Below are 13,651 nucleotides of genomic sequence, written 5' to 3'. Positions count from 1 at the left end.
GGATTCATCCCTCGGCGATCCCCGGCCCCCTACACCTCCCCCCCCGCCACCGCCAGCGCCTGCCCCGTCACCCCGGACGCCGCGGGGGAGCAGAGCCAGCCGACCGCGGCGGCGACCTCGGCGGGGTCGATCAGGCGGCCCATGGGGTTGACGCGGGTGATCATCTTCCGCGCCTCCTCCTCCGTCTTCCCCAGCTCGCGCACCAGGTTGCCGATGGCGGCGGTCGCCATGTCCGTGTCGGTGTAGCCGGGGCAGACGGCGTTGACGGTGATCCCCAGCTTCGCCGTCTCCAGCGCGAGGGCGCGGGTGAGGCCGACGACGCCGTGCTTGGCCGCGGTGTACGCCGCCGTCTTCGGATAGCCGCGCAGCCCCGCCGTCGAAGCGATGTTCACCACCCGCCCCCAGCGCGCCACCGTCATCGCGGGGATCACCTCGCGGGTGCAGAGAAAGGTACCCGTCAGGTTCACCGCCAGCATCCGGTTCCAGACCTCGATCGACGTGTCGATCAACGGACCGGCGGCGGACTGGCCCGCGTTGTTCACCAGGATCGCGGCATTCCCCAGCTCGTCGCGCGCGCTGATGAACGCGTCCAGGACCGAAAACTCGTCCGTGACGTCGCACTCGAGCGCCCGCACCTCGACGCCGTGCCGCTCGCGAAGGGTGGCCGCGTGCGCCTCCAGGCGAGGCAGGTCGCGGCCCATCAGGGTGAGGTCGGCGCCGAGCCGCGCCAGCTCGTCCGCGATCGCCGCGCCGATGCCGCGCCCGCCGCCGGTGACCACGGCGTGCTTGCCAGCGAGGTAGGTCATCGGCGGGGGCCCTCACCCCCGGCCCCTCTCCCGATAACAGGAGAGGGCTCCGCCCTCCTGTTCCCGGGAGAGGGGAGCACACCAAAACAGGCCCGAGCACGGATCTGCTCCCCCTCTCTCGATAACTGAGAGGGGCACCCTCTCCTGTTATCGGGAGAGGGGGTTGGGGGGTGAGGGCCCGCCATCAGATCCCACCCCCCGCCAGCTCCGCCTTCCGCTGCACCTGCCGCTCCAGCTGCACTCGCCCGCTGCCGTACTGCACCGGCCACCACTGGTCCGCGTAGCCAAGCTCGGCGGCGGCGTGGATGGTCCAGTGCGGGTCGGTGAGGTGCGGGCGGGCGAGGGCGCACAGGTCCGCGCGGCCGGCGGCGATGATCCCGTTCACCTGGTCCGCCTCGGTGATGTTGCCCACCGCGATCGTCGGCACTCGCGCCTCGTTGCGGATGCGGTCGCTGAACGGCGTCTGGAACATGCGCCCGTACACCGGCTTCGCGCCCGGCGAGGTCTGGCCTGCCGACACGTGGATCACGTCCGCGCCGGCGGCGTGGAAGGCGCGCGCCACCTCCACCGAGTCGCCGCACCCCATCCCCTCCTCCACCCAGTCCGTCGCCGAGATGCGCACCGACATGGGGCGCGCTTGGGGCCACGCGGCGCGCATGGCGGCGAAGACCTCCAGCGGGTAGCGCAGGCGGTTCTCCAGCGAGCCGCCGTACTCGTCCGTGCGCGTGTTGCTGAGCGGGGTGATGAAGGAGGAGAGGAGGTAGCCGTGCGCGCAGTGCAGCTCCACCATGTCGAACCGCGCCATGGCCGCCATCTCCGTGGCGCGCACGAAATCGTCGCGCACGCGGTCCATCTCGGCGCGCGTCATCGGGCGGGGGACGGGGTTGCCGGGGGCCCACGGCTCGGCGGAGGGAGCGAGGACTTCCCAGCCGCCCTCCTCCAGCGGCTGGTCCATCCCCTCCCACATCAGCCGCGTGGAGCCCTTGCGGCCGGAATGGCCGAGCTGAAGGCAGATCTTGGCGGGCGTCCGCTCGTGCACGAAGCGCACGATGCGCGTCCACGCGGCGAGGTGCTCGTCCGCGTACATCCCCGTGCAGCCCAGGGTGATGCGCGCCTCGGGGGAGACGCACGCCATCTCGGTGAAGACCAGCGCGGCGCCGCCCAGCGCGCGGGCGCCCAGGTGCACCAGGTGGAAGTCGTTGGGCGTGCCCTCCTCCGCCGAGTACATGTCCATCGGCGCGACGACGACGCGGTTGTGCAGCGTCATCCCGCGCAGCTTGAAGGGCGTGAACATCGGGGGGATGGGCGCCGGAGGCTCGCGCTCCTCGGCGCGCGACGCGAACCATCGCTCCACGCCCTCCAGGTACGCGCGGTCGCGCAGGCGCAGGCTCTCGTGGCCCACCCGCTGACTGCGCGTGAGCAGCGAGTACGCGAACTGCGGCGGATCGAGGTGCACGTAGCGCCGCACGTTCTCGAACCACTCCATCGAGTTGCGCGCCGCGTTCTGGAGCCGGACGGCGTCGGTGCGCCGCTCCTCCTGGTAGCTCGCCAGCGCCTTCTCCAGGTCGGGCTCCGCGTCCAGGATGCGGGCGAGCGCGATGGCGTCCTCCATCGCCAGCTTCGTCCCGGAGCCGATGGAGAAGTGCGCCGTGTGCGCCGCATCGCCGATCAGCGCGACGGGGGCGGCGGCGCCCCCCATGGTGAACCAGCGCTCGTTGCTGACGCGCGTGAACGAGATCCAGGGCGAGCGCAGGTGCGGCGCGTTGCTGCGCAGCGCGTGCCCATCCAGCCACGGCGCGAACATCCTCTCGCACGCCGCCACCGTCGCCGCCTCGTCCATCCCCTCGAAGCCCGCGTTGCGCCACGACCGTTCGTCGCATTCCACGATGAAGGCGGAGTTGCGGTCGTCGTAGCGGTAGGCGTGCACCTGGAAAACGCCGTGCTCGTTCTCGACGAAGATGAAGGTGAAGGCGTCGAACAGCTTGGTCGTCCCCAGCCACACGAAGCGGGCCGAGCGCACGTCCAGATCGGGGCTGAAGTCGTCCGCGTACTTCGCGCGCAGCCGGCTGTTCACCCCGTCCGCGGCGACCACCAGGTCCACGCCTTCGAGGTTTGCGTCATCCGCTACGTCCTGTTCGAAGCGGAGCTCGGCGCCGAGGGCGGCGGCGCGGTCGCGGAGGATCTGGAGGAGCTTGACGCGGGCGATGCCGGAGAAGCCGTGCCCGCCCGAGGTGATGGTGGTGCCGCGGAAGTGGATGTCGATATCGTCCCAGTGCGCGAAGTGGTCGGCGATCTCGCGGTACGACTCGGGATCGGCCTCGCGCAGGTTACCGAGCGTCTGGTCGGAGAAGACGACGCCCCACCCGAACGTGTCGTCGGCACGGTTGCGCTCGAAGACGGTGACGCGGCGCGCGGGGTCCGCCTTGCGCAGCAGGAGCGCCAGGTAGAGCCCCGCCGGCCCCCCTCCTACGATGGCCACGCTCAGGGGCTTGCGATCGACTGCGGCCACGCGCCTCCCGGATTGGAACGGTCGTTCGGATCTTGGATTCGTAGTGTAGGACGCGCCGCCGCGCCCCGGCAAGGCCCCCTCCCCCCGGCCCCCTCCCCCGCCTGCGGGGGCGCAGGGCGGGTGAGGGGGAGAACTGCCGCCCGTGCTGCACAGACCACGTAGGGCCAGACCTGCGGGTTACCTGCGTGTCTGCCCACCCTCGCCCGACCACCAACCCCGCGTCTCGGCGCCGAAACGACGTAGGCGCCACTGGGGTAGGCCCTCACCCCCGCTCGTTCCTCGCTGCCCCCTCTCCCGATAACAGGAGAGGGCTGCGCCCTCGCCGTTATCGAGAGAGGGGGCGGAACCACCCATGCCATTGTAGGGGCGCGATTTATCGCGCCCGTGCCCTGCGCTGCACCACCGCCTGTCATTCAAAACAAATAAACGGTAGGGGCAGACCTGCGTGTCTGCCCTCCGCCTGCCTCGCCCCGGCCCCCGCGCAAAATCGCCCCCACCTCTGTGCGTCGTGGCGGCGCGGGGATGCCCATCCGCACCATCCGCATTGCGGCCCGCGTTCACGCGCGGCAAACTTGCGGGCATGGCGGGCACTCCGCGCGCCACCCACCCCGCACCCACGAGGCACCGTGCGAATCCTGCTCATCCTGGTGGCGGCCGCGCTGGTGGCGGCGCCTCAAACCGCCCGCGCGCAGGCCCCGGCGGACTCCGCCGCCATCCGCCAGACCGCCCTGGACTACGCGCTGGGATGGTACGACGGGGACGGGCCGCGGATGCAGCGCGCCCTCCACCCCGAGCTCGCCAAGCGCCGTGTGTCCACCGACGACGCGGGGCGCAGCCGCATCGTCCAGATGAGTGCCATGACGCTGGTGGGGCAGGCGGCCAACGGCGGCGGGCGCGACACCCCCGCCGCGGAGCGCCGCGCCGACGTGCGCATCCTCGATCTCTTCCAGAACGTCGCCTCCGTGCGCGTGGACATGTCCGGGTGGATCGACTACATGCACATAGCCAAGTGGAACGGCCGCTGGGTGATCGTCAACGTGTTGTGGGAGGACCGGCGCGACGCCGCGCGCTAAAGACAGAATGGGCTCACGCGGAGACGCGGAGACGCGAAGGAGAGGGGCTGAATCTCTCTCTGCGTCTCCGCGGCTCCGCGTGAGACTTCCTTTACCGGTATCACCCCCCGATCCAGTACGTCGCCTTTACCAGGAAAATGTTGCGGGCCGGATCGCGCAGGATGGAGCCGTCGTTGCGCGCGTCCATGAAGTCGCCGGTGAAGTCCAGCCCGCTGCGGTCCTGCTGCCAGACGAAAAAGAGCACGGAGCCTGGGCGGTACTCCCAGCGCAGCACGGCGTTGCCCCGCAGGCTGCGCAGCGAGAAGTCGCGCTCGCCGAAGCCGCGCGCCACACGGAAGGGGGCGGAGGGGCCGGCGCCGTCAGCGTCGAGGGTGATGACGCCAGTGGTGTCGTTGCGAACCGCCGTCCCGCGGTCGCGGCCGTAGACGCGGAAGCGGTACTCGCCCGGCGTCCCGAACTCCTTGTAGTCGCGGAAGTCGCCGCGCACGAAGAAGGGCTGCGCGAACAGCTCCAGGCTCAGGCGCGGCGTAAAGGTCCAGTCCACGCGCGTCCCCAGCGCCACCGTGGTCTGCTCCAGGTCCGCGAAGACGTAGCGGCGGCCAAAGGTGGCGCGCGCCAGCGAGTCGGGCAGGGAGCGGATGAACTGGTCCGTGTCCTTTTCGTTGACCCACTGCGGCTCCAATCGAACGCGCACCGCCGAGCTGGGGCGGGCATCGAGCGTCACCCCCACCACGTGGTCGAACTCGCCGGACGTGTCGGTGCGGTAGCTCAGGTTCAGCCCGCCGATCACCCGCTTGCGGCTGTCCGTGCGCACGTTCAGCCCCGTGCTCCACTGCGCCGGCACGCTCGCCAGCGGACCGCCGCGCGTCAGGCGGTCGTTGAAGTACTCCGGGCTCCCACCCACGCGGCCGCCCAGCGTCCAGAAGTTGGCGAGCTGCACGTTCCCGCCCACGTTGTACGACTCGAAGATCTCATCGCCGCCGAAGTTGAAGGCGTGGTTGCTGTACGCGAACGCGTTGTAGTTGCGGAAGCGGCGCCCCGCCCGCGTCTCGCGGTACATGACGAACGTGGACAGCGAGCGATAGTCGGCGCGGGTCTGGAAGCCGGCGTCGTTGACCTCGAAACCGGGGCTCACCGTCTGGAAGGTGAGCGAGCCCAGCCAGTGCTTGCCGCTCGTTTTGGCCAGCGCCAGAGCGCCCGCGTACCCATCCAGCCGGGTTGCGGTGCTGTCCAGGCGCAGGTGGTCCGCATCGGGACGGGCGAAGTAGCGGGTCGATGCGTTCTGCGCCGCCGCGATCACCCCGCGCTCCCCCGCGATGGTGCTCCCGGAGAGGAACCCGTTCAGGTCCCAGGTGCGCTTCCCCCACGAGTGGTCGAAGTCCACGCCGCCCATGTACGCGGACGAGCGGAGCATCCCGCCCAGCGCCGCGTCGCCCAGGTCGCGGTGGGTGGAGGTGAACATCGCGCCCGCCACGCTCTGCCCGCCGCGCAGGTCGCGCCGCACGCGCCCGGCGAAGTAGTTGGAGAGCGGCTCCACCAGCGCCGAGCGCTCACCCAGCACCGTGTCACCGTCCACGATGCGCCGGCCGAGATAGGTGGCCTTCTCGCCCGTGGTGACCGCGTCCAGAATGCCGACGGACCAGCCGCCCCGCGTGCGCCCGCTCAGCTTGGCCGCCGCGGCGATCGTCGTCTGCTCCGGGGCGTCGGAAAAGAGCACCTCGTCCTCGCCGATCCGCCCTCCCAGCGAACGCTGCGGCCGCCGCCCGATGCGGCGCGAGTAGAACGGCTGCGTGAAGCCGTAGTTGTTGAAGGAGTTGGTGGGATGGCCGAAGCGGAAGATGTCGGTGCCCTCGGTGAAGAAGGGGCGCCGCTCCGGGAACTGCACCTCGAACGCGCTCAGGTTCACCACCGCCGGGTCCACCTCCACCTGGCCGAAGTCGGGGTTGACGGTCGCGGTCAGCGTGAGGCCGGAGGGGAGCCCGTATTTGACGTCGACGCCGGCAGACGCGGTCATGTCGTTGGCGCGGAAGAAGGGATTCGCCGGGTCCCCCTGCGGCGAGCGGTCCACGCGGGCGCTGGTGTACGGCTGGATCTCCAGGCGGCGCGGGGTGCGCAGTCCCTCCAGCCCCGCCAGGTCGCCGAAGCGCGACACGAAGCCGCCGTCGCTCTGCGTCCACGGCGACCACGAGGTGCGCTCCTCGCGCCGCGCTACGTCGCGCTGCACCTGCACGCCCCACACGCGCCCGCTGGCCGGCTCGCGCGAGCCGTAGCGGAGCTGGGACAGCGGGATGCGGTACTCGGCCGTCCACCCCGCCGAGTCCACCTGCGTCGCCACCTCCCACACGGCATCCCAGCTCAGATCCTCGTTGGTGTCGTCGAAGTGGAAGGAGTCCTTTTTCACCCCGCGCGGGTTCACGGCGAAGCGGAAGCCGGTGCGCCGGTCGTGATAGGTGTCCAGCATCACGTGCACCCAGTCCGAGTAGATCCCGGTGGCGTCGCGCCGCGCCAGCTGGGCCGCGATGGAGTCGGGGCGCGAGTCGTACATCCGCACGCCCACGTACACGGCCGCGTCGTCGAAGAGGATACGGGCCTCGGTGCGCTCCCGCGCCGCCGCGCGCGGGTTGGGATAGCTTTCGGTGAAGGCGTCCGCCACGCCGGCCGCCGCCCACGCGGCCTCGTCCAGCTTGCCGTCGATGCGCAGCGTTCCGCTCACCCGCGCGGCGCGGATGGCGCGCGTGGCGGCGCGGGCGGAGTCGGCGGGCACCTGGGCGGCGGCGGCGGGCGCGCAGGCGAGGATCAGGAGAAGCGTGAGGTGGATGCGGCGCATGGCGGCCTCGGTGGGTCTGTGATGGGTGGCGGCGCTCATCGTGCGCGGGCCAGGATCGATTCGAAGAGGTCCAGCGCCCGCGGAGTGCCGTCCTTGCCCAGCAGCTGCAGCGCGGCGCGGCGGCGTGCCGGGTCCGCGTCGCGCGTGGCGATGACGAGCCATTCCGCCTCGCCGCCGTTCTTCTTGGATAGCTCCGTGTCTGCCTGGTGCCCGCGGTCGCCGCCCGCGATGGTGGCCGCCGCGCGCCGCCCGAGCTCCTTGGATGCCATGCTCCGCGCCTCAAGCGCGCGCGCCGACCGCGCCACCCGCAGCAGCCCGCGCCACACGCCGTCGCCATCGAGCAGGAAGACGGGCACCAGCGCTCCCCGCGCGACCTGTCCATCGCTCCGCATCGCCACGTCGAGGAGGAACGCGCTCGCATCGGCCGGTGCCACCCACACCGCGGGTGTCTGTGGTGCGGGGCCAGCCGTGGCGCGCACCGAAGCCACCCGCCCGCCAGCCCCCCCCAGCGCCCCCCCCACCGGTCCGGGCCGGCATGCCGCCTCCGCATCCGCGGGGAGATGCGTCAGGTTGGGGACGAAGAGCGCCACCCCGCCGCCTGCCAGCCGCCGCCCGATCACCGCCCGCCCATCGCCGCACGCCCCCGGCGCCGCGGCGAAGTGGATCTGCACCGTGCCGTCGCGGACTGACGCCACGTGCTGTGCGATGGTCTGTGCGTCCGATGTGGTCGCGATGACGGACGCAAGTCCGGTAAGGAGCGCCAGGGCGGCGTTCCTGTGCGAAATTTTTAGCATGATGAAGCGCTTTCGGTTGAGGGATCCGGTGCGCGGGGGCTACCCGCGCGCCCGTGAGCTTCGAAGGTGGGCGATGGCGGGTTCCGCGGCGCCGCGGACGGCCATGTGCGGATCGCGCAGCAGCGGCTCCAGCATCGCGATGGCGCGCGCGTCGCCGAGGGCGGCGAGGGCGTCGACGGCGCCGGCGCGTACCTGCCAGGCGGGGTCGCCCAGCACGGAGCCGAGCGCCGTCACCGCGCGTGCGTCCGGCACCTGCGCCAGCGACGAAGCGGCGTTGGCGCGCACCCGCCAGTTCGGGTCGCGCAGGGCGCCGGCGAGCGCATCCACCGCCCTGCGCTCCCCCGCGACGCCCAGCGCCCAGGCGGCGTAGGCGCGCACCCGCCAGTCCGCGTCGCCCAGCGCGCTCACGAGCGGGCGGATGAGCTCGCCGCCGCGCACCTGCGTGAGCGCCCAGGTGGCGCGGTCCTGCACCAGGTCCACCGGGCTCGTGGCTGCGCGGTCGAGCGCGGGGCGCAGGCGGCGGATGGCGGCCGCATCCGCACCCGACGCGCCCGCAGCGTTGCGCAGCGCCAGCTCGCGCGCGCCGGGCGCCAGCGGAACCCGCTCCCCGGTCGCGGGCACTGCCTGCGACATCTCGCGCGGCGCGTCGCCCGTCTCGGCGCGCGCCCGGGCGCGCACGCTGGGCACGGGGTGCGTGCGCGCGATCTCGCGGAGGGCGGCGCGTACCACACCGCGCGCCGTGCTGGAGACGTCGTCGCGCCCCAGGATGCCGGCCAGCGCCTCCACCGCCTCGCCCTGCACGGTGGGATCGCGATCGTACGCCACCATCCGGCGCAACGCAGCGATGGCTTCGTCGCAGGCGAGCATCCCCAGCCCTTCCGCGGCCTCGCGGCGCGCCTCCTCGCCGGGATGCGCGCGGGCGATCTTGAGCAGCCCCTGCAACCCCGCCTCGCCCGGCAACCCCGCGAGCGACTCGGCGGCCTCGCGCTGCACCTCGGGGTCCGTCTCCTGGAAGGCGAGCCGCTCCAGCGCCACTGCGGCGGTTTCGGGGGGCGCGTTGCGGGCGAGCGCCTCGACCGACGCGCGCCGCTCCTCACCGGTGCCGGTGAGGTAGGCGAAGCCGTTGCCGCCGGAGCGGGCGCGCGCGGGCTTCTTCCACTCCTTGGTCAACGTGCAGGTCCCGGCGGTGCAGTCCAGCTCCATCTCCGTTTCCGGATCGGAGACCACGTGCACGCGCTGCCCGTTCGGCGCGGGGCTCGCTTCGTCATCGCCGTCACCGGTCTCGATGCGTCCGCGCACCACGGCGGCGCCGTTGCTCACGACGTTCAGCCCACCGGTCACGCGGTCCAGAAGCGCGCCCGCGCCGCGAGTGCGGATCTCGCCGTCCAGCCGCGACCGCGCGACCATCAGCCCGCCGCCCTCGGTGGCGAAGTCCACCGTGCCGCGCACCCGGTCCAGGTGCAGCCCGTCGCCGCCGGAGGTCCCGGTGAAGCGGCCCTCCACCTCGCGGATCGACAGCCCGCCGCCCGTGGAGCGCACCGCCACGTCGAAGCGCCGCGGCACCCAGATGCGCAGCTTGTCGTGGCGCCCGGCCCCACCGGGGCGCCGCTCCGTCACGCGCACCCCGCCCGCGGACGCGACGGCATCCAACCGCCCCTCGCGCGCGCGCGCGCCGGTGAACTCGGCGTGCACGAAGACGGTTTCGCGCTCCCACCCGACCACCTCGACGCCGGCCTCATCCTCCATCACCAGATCCAGCCGCCCGCCCGCCCGTGCCGCGACGGTGCGCTCCACCACGTGCTCCTGCTGACCGGCCTCGGCCGACATCCGGGGCAGCACCTTGGCAACCGCCGGATGCACCGCCGCCATCAGCCCGGAGACGACGAGCGCGACCCCGGCCGCCACGGCGCTCGTCCGCCGCGACGGAGTGCGGCGGCTGCGCACGGCGTCGAGCACCGCCAGCATACGCCCTTCGAGCTGCGACGGGCGCGCCATGCTCACCGCCACCGGCGACGCTCCGCCGGCCGGGCGAAAGGCGCGCGCGACCTCCAGCAGGTGCGCGGCGTAGCTGCGCGCGCGGGTGCCGGCCGCAAGCACGCGATCGTCGCACGCCAGCTCGCGCTCGGCGCGCATCCGTCGCGCCGCGTACCACACGCCCGGATGCACCCAGTAGAAGGCGCACGCCAGCGCCGCCAGTGTCTGCATCAGGCAGTCGCGCCGCGCCACGTGGGCGAGCTCGTGCAACAGCACCACGCGCCGCCGGTCGGCCGACCATCCGTCCGCCGCCGCGGGAAGGAGCACGATCGGGTGCCGCGTCCCCCACGTCATCGGCATCGTGGCGAGGTCGCTACGCAGCAGGCGCACGGGGCGCTCGACCTCCGCCACCCACATCAGGTCGCGCAGCATGTCCCGCCACTCGGGCGAGTCCAGCGGAGTCGCGCTCTTCGCCAGGCGCGCCACGCTCCACCGCCCCACCGCCACCCTCGCCAGCAGCCCCAGCGCGACCGCCGCGTACAGCCCGGCCAGCAGCCACTCCACGCGGATGGGCGCGGGCACCTCCGCCGGCGCCGCGGTGGAGGGAGCGGCATCCTCCGGCGCCACATCCGCCACCACCGGCCCCGCCGACAGCGGATCGGCGGGAGCGGAGAACGAGGCGGGGATCGGCTCCGTCTCGGTCAGCACGGCCACCCGCCACCCCGGCAGGAGCATCGTGAGCACCGGCAGCGACAGCACGGCGCCGATGGCGAGCGCCCAGACCATGTGGCGCGTGGCGGCCGATGCGCCGCGGTGCACCAGGCAGGCGGCCGCCAGCCCGGCGACGGCCACCACGAGCGTGGCCTTGGCCAGCAGGCCGAGCACGGCGAGCGCTTCGGCGGCGGAGATGGGAGGCGGGTTCATTCGTCCTCTGCGGGGTCGCGGGCTTCGTCCAGCAGGCGTGAGAGCCGGTGGTACTCGTCTTCGGAAAGCGGCTGGTCCGGCAGCTCCAGCAGCGCCGCCACCGCCGACTCGCGCGAGTTGCCGAAGAAGGTCTGCAGGAGGTGCTGGAGCGCGGTCTGGCTCACCTCGCCAGGCGCGGCGGTGGGGAGGTAGACGTAGCGGGGGCCGTCCTGCTCGTGGCGCAGGTAGCCCTTCTCTTCCAGCAGGCGCAGCATCCCGCGCACCGCGGAGTAGCTGGGCGCATCGGGGAGCGCCCCGTGCACCTCGGCCCCCGTGGCCCTACCCAGCCTGAACACCACATCCATGATCTGGCGCTCGCGGCGCCCGAGATCGAACTGCGAGGGAGCGGACATGCACACCTTCTATGCTAGTGTATTGACATTCTGTCAGTACACTAGCATCCCTTGCGGGTGAGGTCAAGGGTGTTGATGGAGGGAGGGCCCCCTCCCCCCGGCCCCCTCCCCCGCCTGCGGGGGCGCAGGGCGGGTGAGGGGGAGAACTGCTGCCCACGTCGCACAGATCTCGTAGCGGCGCGATTCATCGCGCCCGTGCCCGGCGCCACCCCGGCGCCCGCCACGCACACCAATCCTGTAGGGGCAGACCTACGTGTCTGCCCTCCTCGCCCGCACCACGAACCCCGCCCCCGCGAACCGAAACCCGTAGGGGCCGCCCCACGTGGCTGCCCGTGCCCGCCCCGCCTCCACCGCCTGCCGTTCCCGCGCGCGACGCCCTGTCTCCCCACCCCATCATCCAACCCAGACCCATCCGCGCATCATAGGAGAACTCTAAGTCTCAGCTCGCACTCAAAACCCGCCCCGCCCCTCCGCCACGCGACGTGCCTCGTCTCCCCGGCCAGCGCCAGCGATCCCCTGACCCGGTCCAGATCCGCACCGCACACCGCGCATCCGTCCAGCGCCGTGATCTCGTCACCCGCGCGCACACCGCACTCGGCCGCGGGAGAATCCGCGACCACGTGGCGCACGATGACCCGCTCGAACCCGGCTCCGCTCGACACCAAGTCCAGCCCGCTGGCATCGAACGAGGCGCCCCGCCTGGCGGAGCTCGCCCCTTCGACGATCACCCTCCTTCGCGAATAGTCGAAGATGATCGTCCCCTGCCCCAGAACCGGCGCGCCGATGGTGCCGTCGGCCCAGGTCGCGCCCAGGAAGCCCGCGTGCTCGCGGGCTACGGCGACGACCGGCGCGCGCACCTCGATCGAGCCCAACTCCAGGCTCTCGAGAGTGCACACGCGCCCGACCGTCGTACCGCCGGCGCCGCTCCCCAGCGGCCGCTCGATGCCGCGCCCCTCCCACCACCGCCGATGCGCATCGCCGAACGGCGCCGTCAGCAGCACGTCGAACCCGCCCGTCCCCAGGTCGAGCACCAGCCGGACCTGCTCCGCGGAGTCGTCGTGAGCGCGCAGCGATGCGCGCACCACGGGCACGCGCATGTCCAGGTGGACGGAGAGCACCGTGCCGGTCCCGTCGTACGCGAACCCGGCCGATTCGTAAAGGCGGATCTCCCGGGCCGCAGCGTCCACCTCCACCACGAATCGCTCGAAAAGCGAGAACCCCACGGTTCCGTCGATCCGCATCCCGTGCGCATCGGACACGTTGCCGAGCGGCATCAGCGCCACCGTCTCACCCGGCATCGCTAGCGAACCGATCCCGAGACGCTCCACCGTCGCGAGCGCCGCATCCACGTTGCCCACCCCGCTGGCACCGCCCGGCAGCGGGCGCTCCTCCAGCCCCAGCGTGGCGCTCCACCTCCGGTCGAGAGTGGTCACGCTCGACCCGCTGTCCAGGATCAGCGTCGCCGGGCGGTCGTTCAGCGATGCATCCAGCAGGATGTGGCGGTGCCGGAGCGTGAAGGGAATCACGTGCGCGGGCTTCTGAAGCGCGGGAGGAGCTTGCATGGGAGGGTGCCGGTAGAGGAGGGGACGCCCGTGCGGTGGACACGAGCCGGATGGCGTGGTAAGCTGATGTGATCGCTCGACCACATTGTGATCATAAGATCACAATAGGCCGACGTCAACCTCTTGGCCCCCGCGTTCGATGCCATCCACCGATTCGGATCGTCCGCTGCCCTACGTTCAGGAGCGAAGCCAGGACACGGTCGAACGGCTGCTGGCCGCGGCCGAAGAGCTTCTCGCGGAGGGCGGCGCGGAGGCAGCCACTCTGCGCGCGATCGCGGCGCGCGCGCGGATGTCGCTCGGGAACGTGTACCGCCGCTTCGCGGACAAGGACGCGGTCCTACGCGCGGTGTACGTGCGCTTCTTCGAACGGGCGGCGGAGTCCAACCGCGAGGCGCTCCGCGACGGTGCGTGGGAGGGAGTCTCGCCCGAGGCGCTCACCCGCGCCATCGTGGAGGGGATGGCGAGGGGATACCACGAGCACCGCGCCCTCCTGCGGGCGCTCATCCTCTACGCGCGCACGCACGAGGACCCCGATTTCCGGCGCAGGGCCGCGGCGCTCAACGACGCCGTGTACGATCGCCTCATGGAGCTACTCGCCGCGCGCGGGGGGGCGCTCACACCGCCGCGCGTGCGCTTCGCCATGCGCATGGCCGCCGCGACGCTCCAGGAGAGGATCGTCTTCGGCGGCCCGACCGACGACGGCCTGGACGTCACCGCCGAGCTCTCCCACGCGCTGACCCTGTACCTGGCCGCGCCGGCACTCCCCGCCGGATCGTAGACCGTCAGGGGC

Annotated in this window: 9 protein-coding genes; 2 read left to right on the top strand and 7 right to left on the bottom strand. The window is 72.4% G+C overall.

The annotated features are described in order from the left end of the window. Window positions 1–29: 29 nt before the first annotated feature. Window positions 30–806 carry an SDR family NAD(P)-dependent oxidoreductase gene (locus VF647_15330; GenBank protein HEX8453473.1) on the bottom strand — a complete coding sequence of 259 codons (777 nt, stop codon included), beginning with the start codon at window positions 804–806 and terminating at the stop codon, window positions 30–32. A 184-nt stretch (window positions 807–990) separates the two neighbouring features. After that, window positions 991–3,315 (bottom strand): bifunctional salicylyl-CoA 5-hydroxylase/oxidoreductase, encoded by a 2,325-nt coding sequence (locus tag VF647_15325; GenBank protein HEX8453472.1) that lies wholly within the window; start codon window positions 3,313–3,315, stop codon window positions 991–993. Window positions 3,316–3,941: 626 nt separating this feature from the next. Here VF647_15325 and VF647_15320 point away from each other — a divergent pair. After that, window positions 3,942–4,388 carry a nuclear transport factor 2 family protein gene (locus VF647_15320; protein HEX8453471.1) on the top strand — a complete coding sequence of 149 codons (447 nt, stop codon included), beginning with the start codon at window positions 3,942–3,944 and terminating at the stop codon, window positions 4,386–4,388. A 100-nt stretch (window positions 4,389–4,488) separates the two neighbouring features. Here VF647_15320 and VF647_15315 read toward each other — a convergent pair whose 3' ends face one another. The 5 genes from VF647_15315 to VF647_15295 all read right to left on the bottom strand — a co-directional run bounded on the left by VF647_15315 (window position 4,489) and on the right by VF647_15295 (window position 12,861). Further along, window positions 4,489–7,254, bottom strand: a complete 2,766-nt coding sequence (locus VF647_15315; GenBank protein ID HEX8453470.1) for a DUF5916 domain-containing protein — start codon at window positions 7,252–7,254, stop codon at window positions 4,489–4,491. Then, complete coding sequence (locus VF647_15310) at window positions 7,251–7,910, bottom strand: hypothetical protein (GenBank protein ID HEX8453469.1); 660 nt, start codon at window positions 7,908–7,910, stop codon at window positions 7,251–7,253. The genes VF647_15315 and VF647_15310 overlap by 4 nt, the downstream gene beginning before the upstream one ends. Window positions 7,911–8,048: 138 nt before the next feature. Then, complete coding sequence (locus tag VF647_15305) at window positions 8,049–10,907, bottom strand: M56 family metallopeptidase (protein HEX8453468.1); 2,859 nt, start codon at window positions 10,905–10,907, stop codon at window positions 8,049–8,051. Beyond that, window positions 10,904–11,299: a BlaI/MecI/CopY family transcriptional regulator gene (locus VF647_15300; GenBank protein HEX8453467.1), complete on the bottom strand. Its 396-nt coding sequence runs from the start codon at window positions 11,297–11,299 to the stop codon at window positions 10,904–10,906. Before VF647_15300 ends, VF647_15305 begins: the two co-directional genes overlap by 4 nt. Window positions 11,300–11,718: 419 nt before the next feature. Further along, window positions 11,719–12,861: an aspartyl protease family protein gene (locus tag VF647_15295; protein HEX8453466.1), complete on the bottom strand. Its 1,143-nt coding sequence runs from the start codon at window positions 12,859–12,861 to the stop codon at window positions 11,719–11,721. Window positions 12,862–13,000: 139 nt separating this feature from the next. Between VF647_15295 and VF647_15290 the strand changes: the two genes are divergently transcribed. Further along, entirely contained in the window at window positions 13,001–13,639 is a 639-nt protein-coding gene (locus VF647_15290; GenBank protein HEX8453465.1) for a TetR/AcrR family transcriptional regulator, read from the top strand. Window positions 13,640–13,651 lie beyond the last annotated feature (12 nt).

The sequence above is a fragment of the Longimicrobium sp. genome (genome assembly GCA_036387335.1).
In the GTDB taxonomy this organism is placed as follows: domain Bacteria; phylum Gemmatimonadota; class Gemmatimonadetes; order Longimicrobiales; family Longimicrobiaceae; genus Longimicrobium.
This window is presented reverse-complemented; position numbering and strand designations above follow the sequence as displayed.

Coding starts and splice junctions, on each gene's coding strand:
- VF647_15300 (HEX8453467.1), bottom strand. CDS start 11,299: ATGTCCGCTCCCTCGCAGTTCGATCTCGGGCGCCGCGAGCGCCAGATC.
- VF647_15290 (HEX8453465.1), top strand. CDS start 13,001: ATGCCATCCACCGATTCGGATCGTCCGCTGCCCTACGTTCAGGAGCGA.
- VF647_15305 (HEX8453468.1), bottom strand. CDS start 10,907: ATGAACCCGCCTCCCATCTCCGCCGCCGAAGCGCTCGCCGTGCTCGGC.
- VF647_15315 (HEX8453470.1), bottom strand. CDS start 7,254: ATGAGCGCCGCCACCCATCACAGACCCACCGAGGCCGCCATGCGCCGC.
- VF647_15295 (HEX8453466.1), bottom strand. CDS start 12,861: ATGCAAGCTCCTCCCGCGCTTCAGAAGCCCGCGCACGTGATTCCCTTC.
- VF647_15330 (HEX8453473.1), bottom strand. CDS start 806: ATGACCTACCTCGCTGGCAAGCACGCCGTGGTCACCGGCGGCGGGCGC.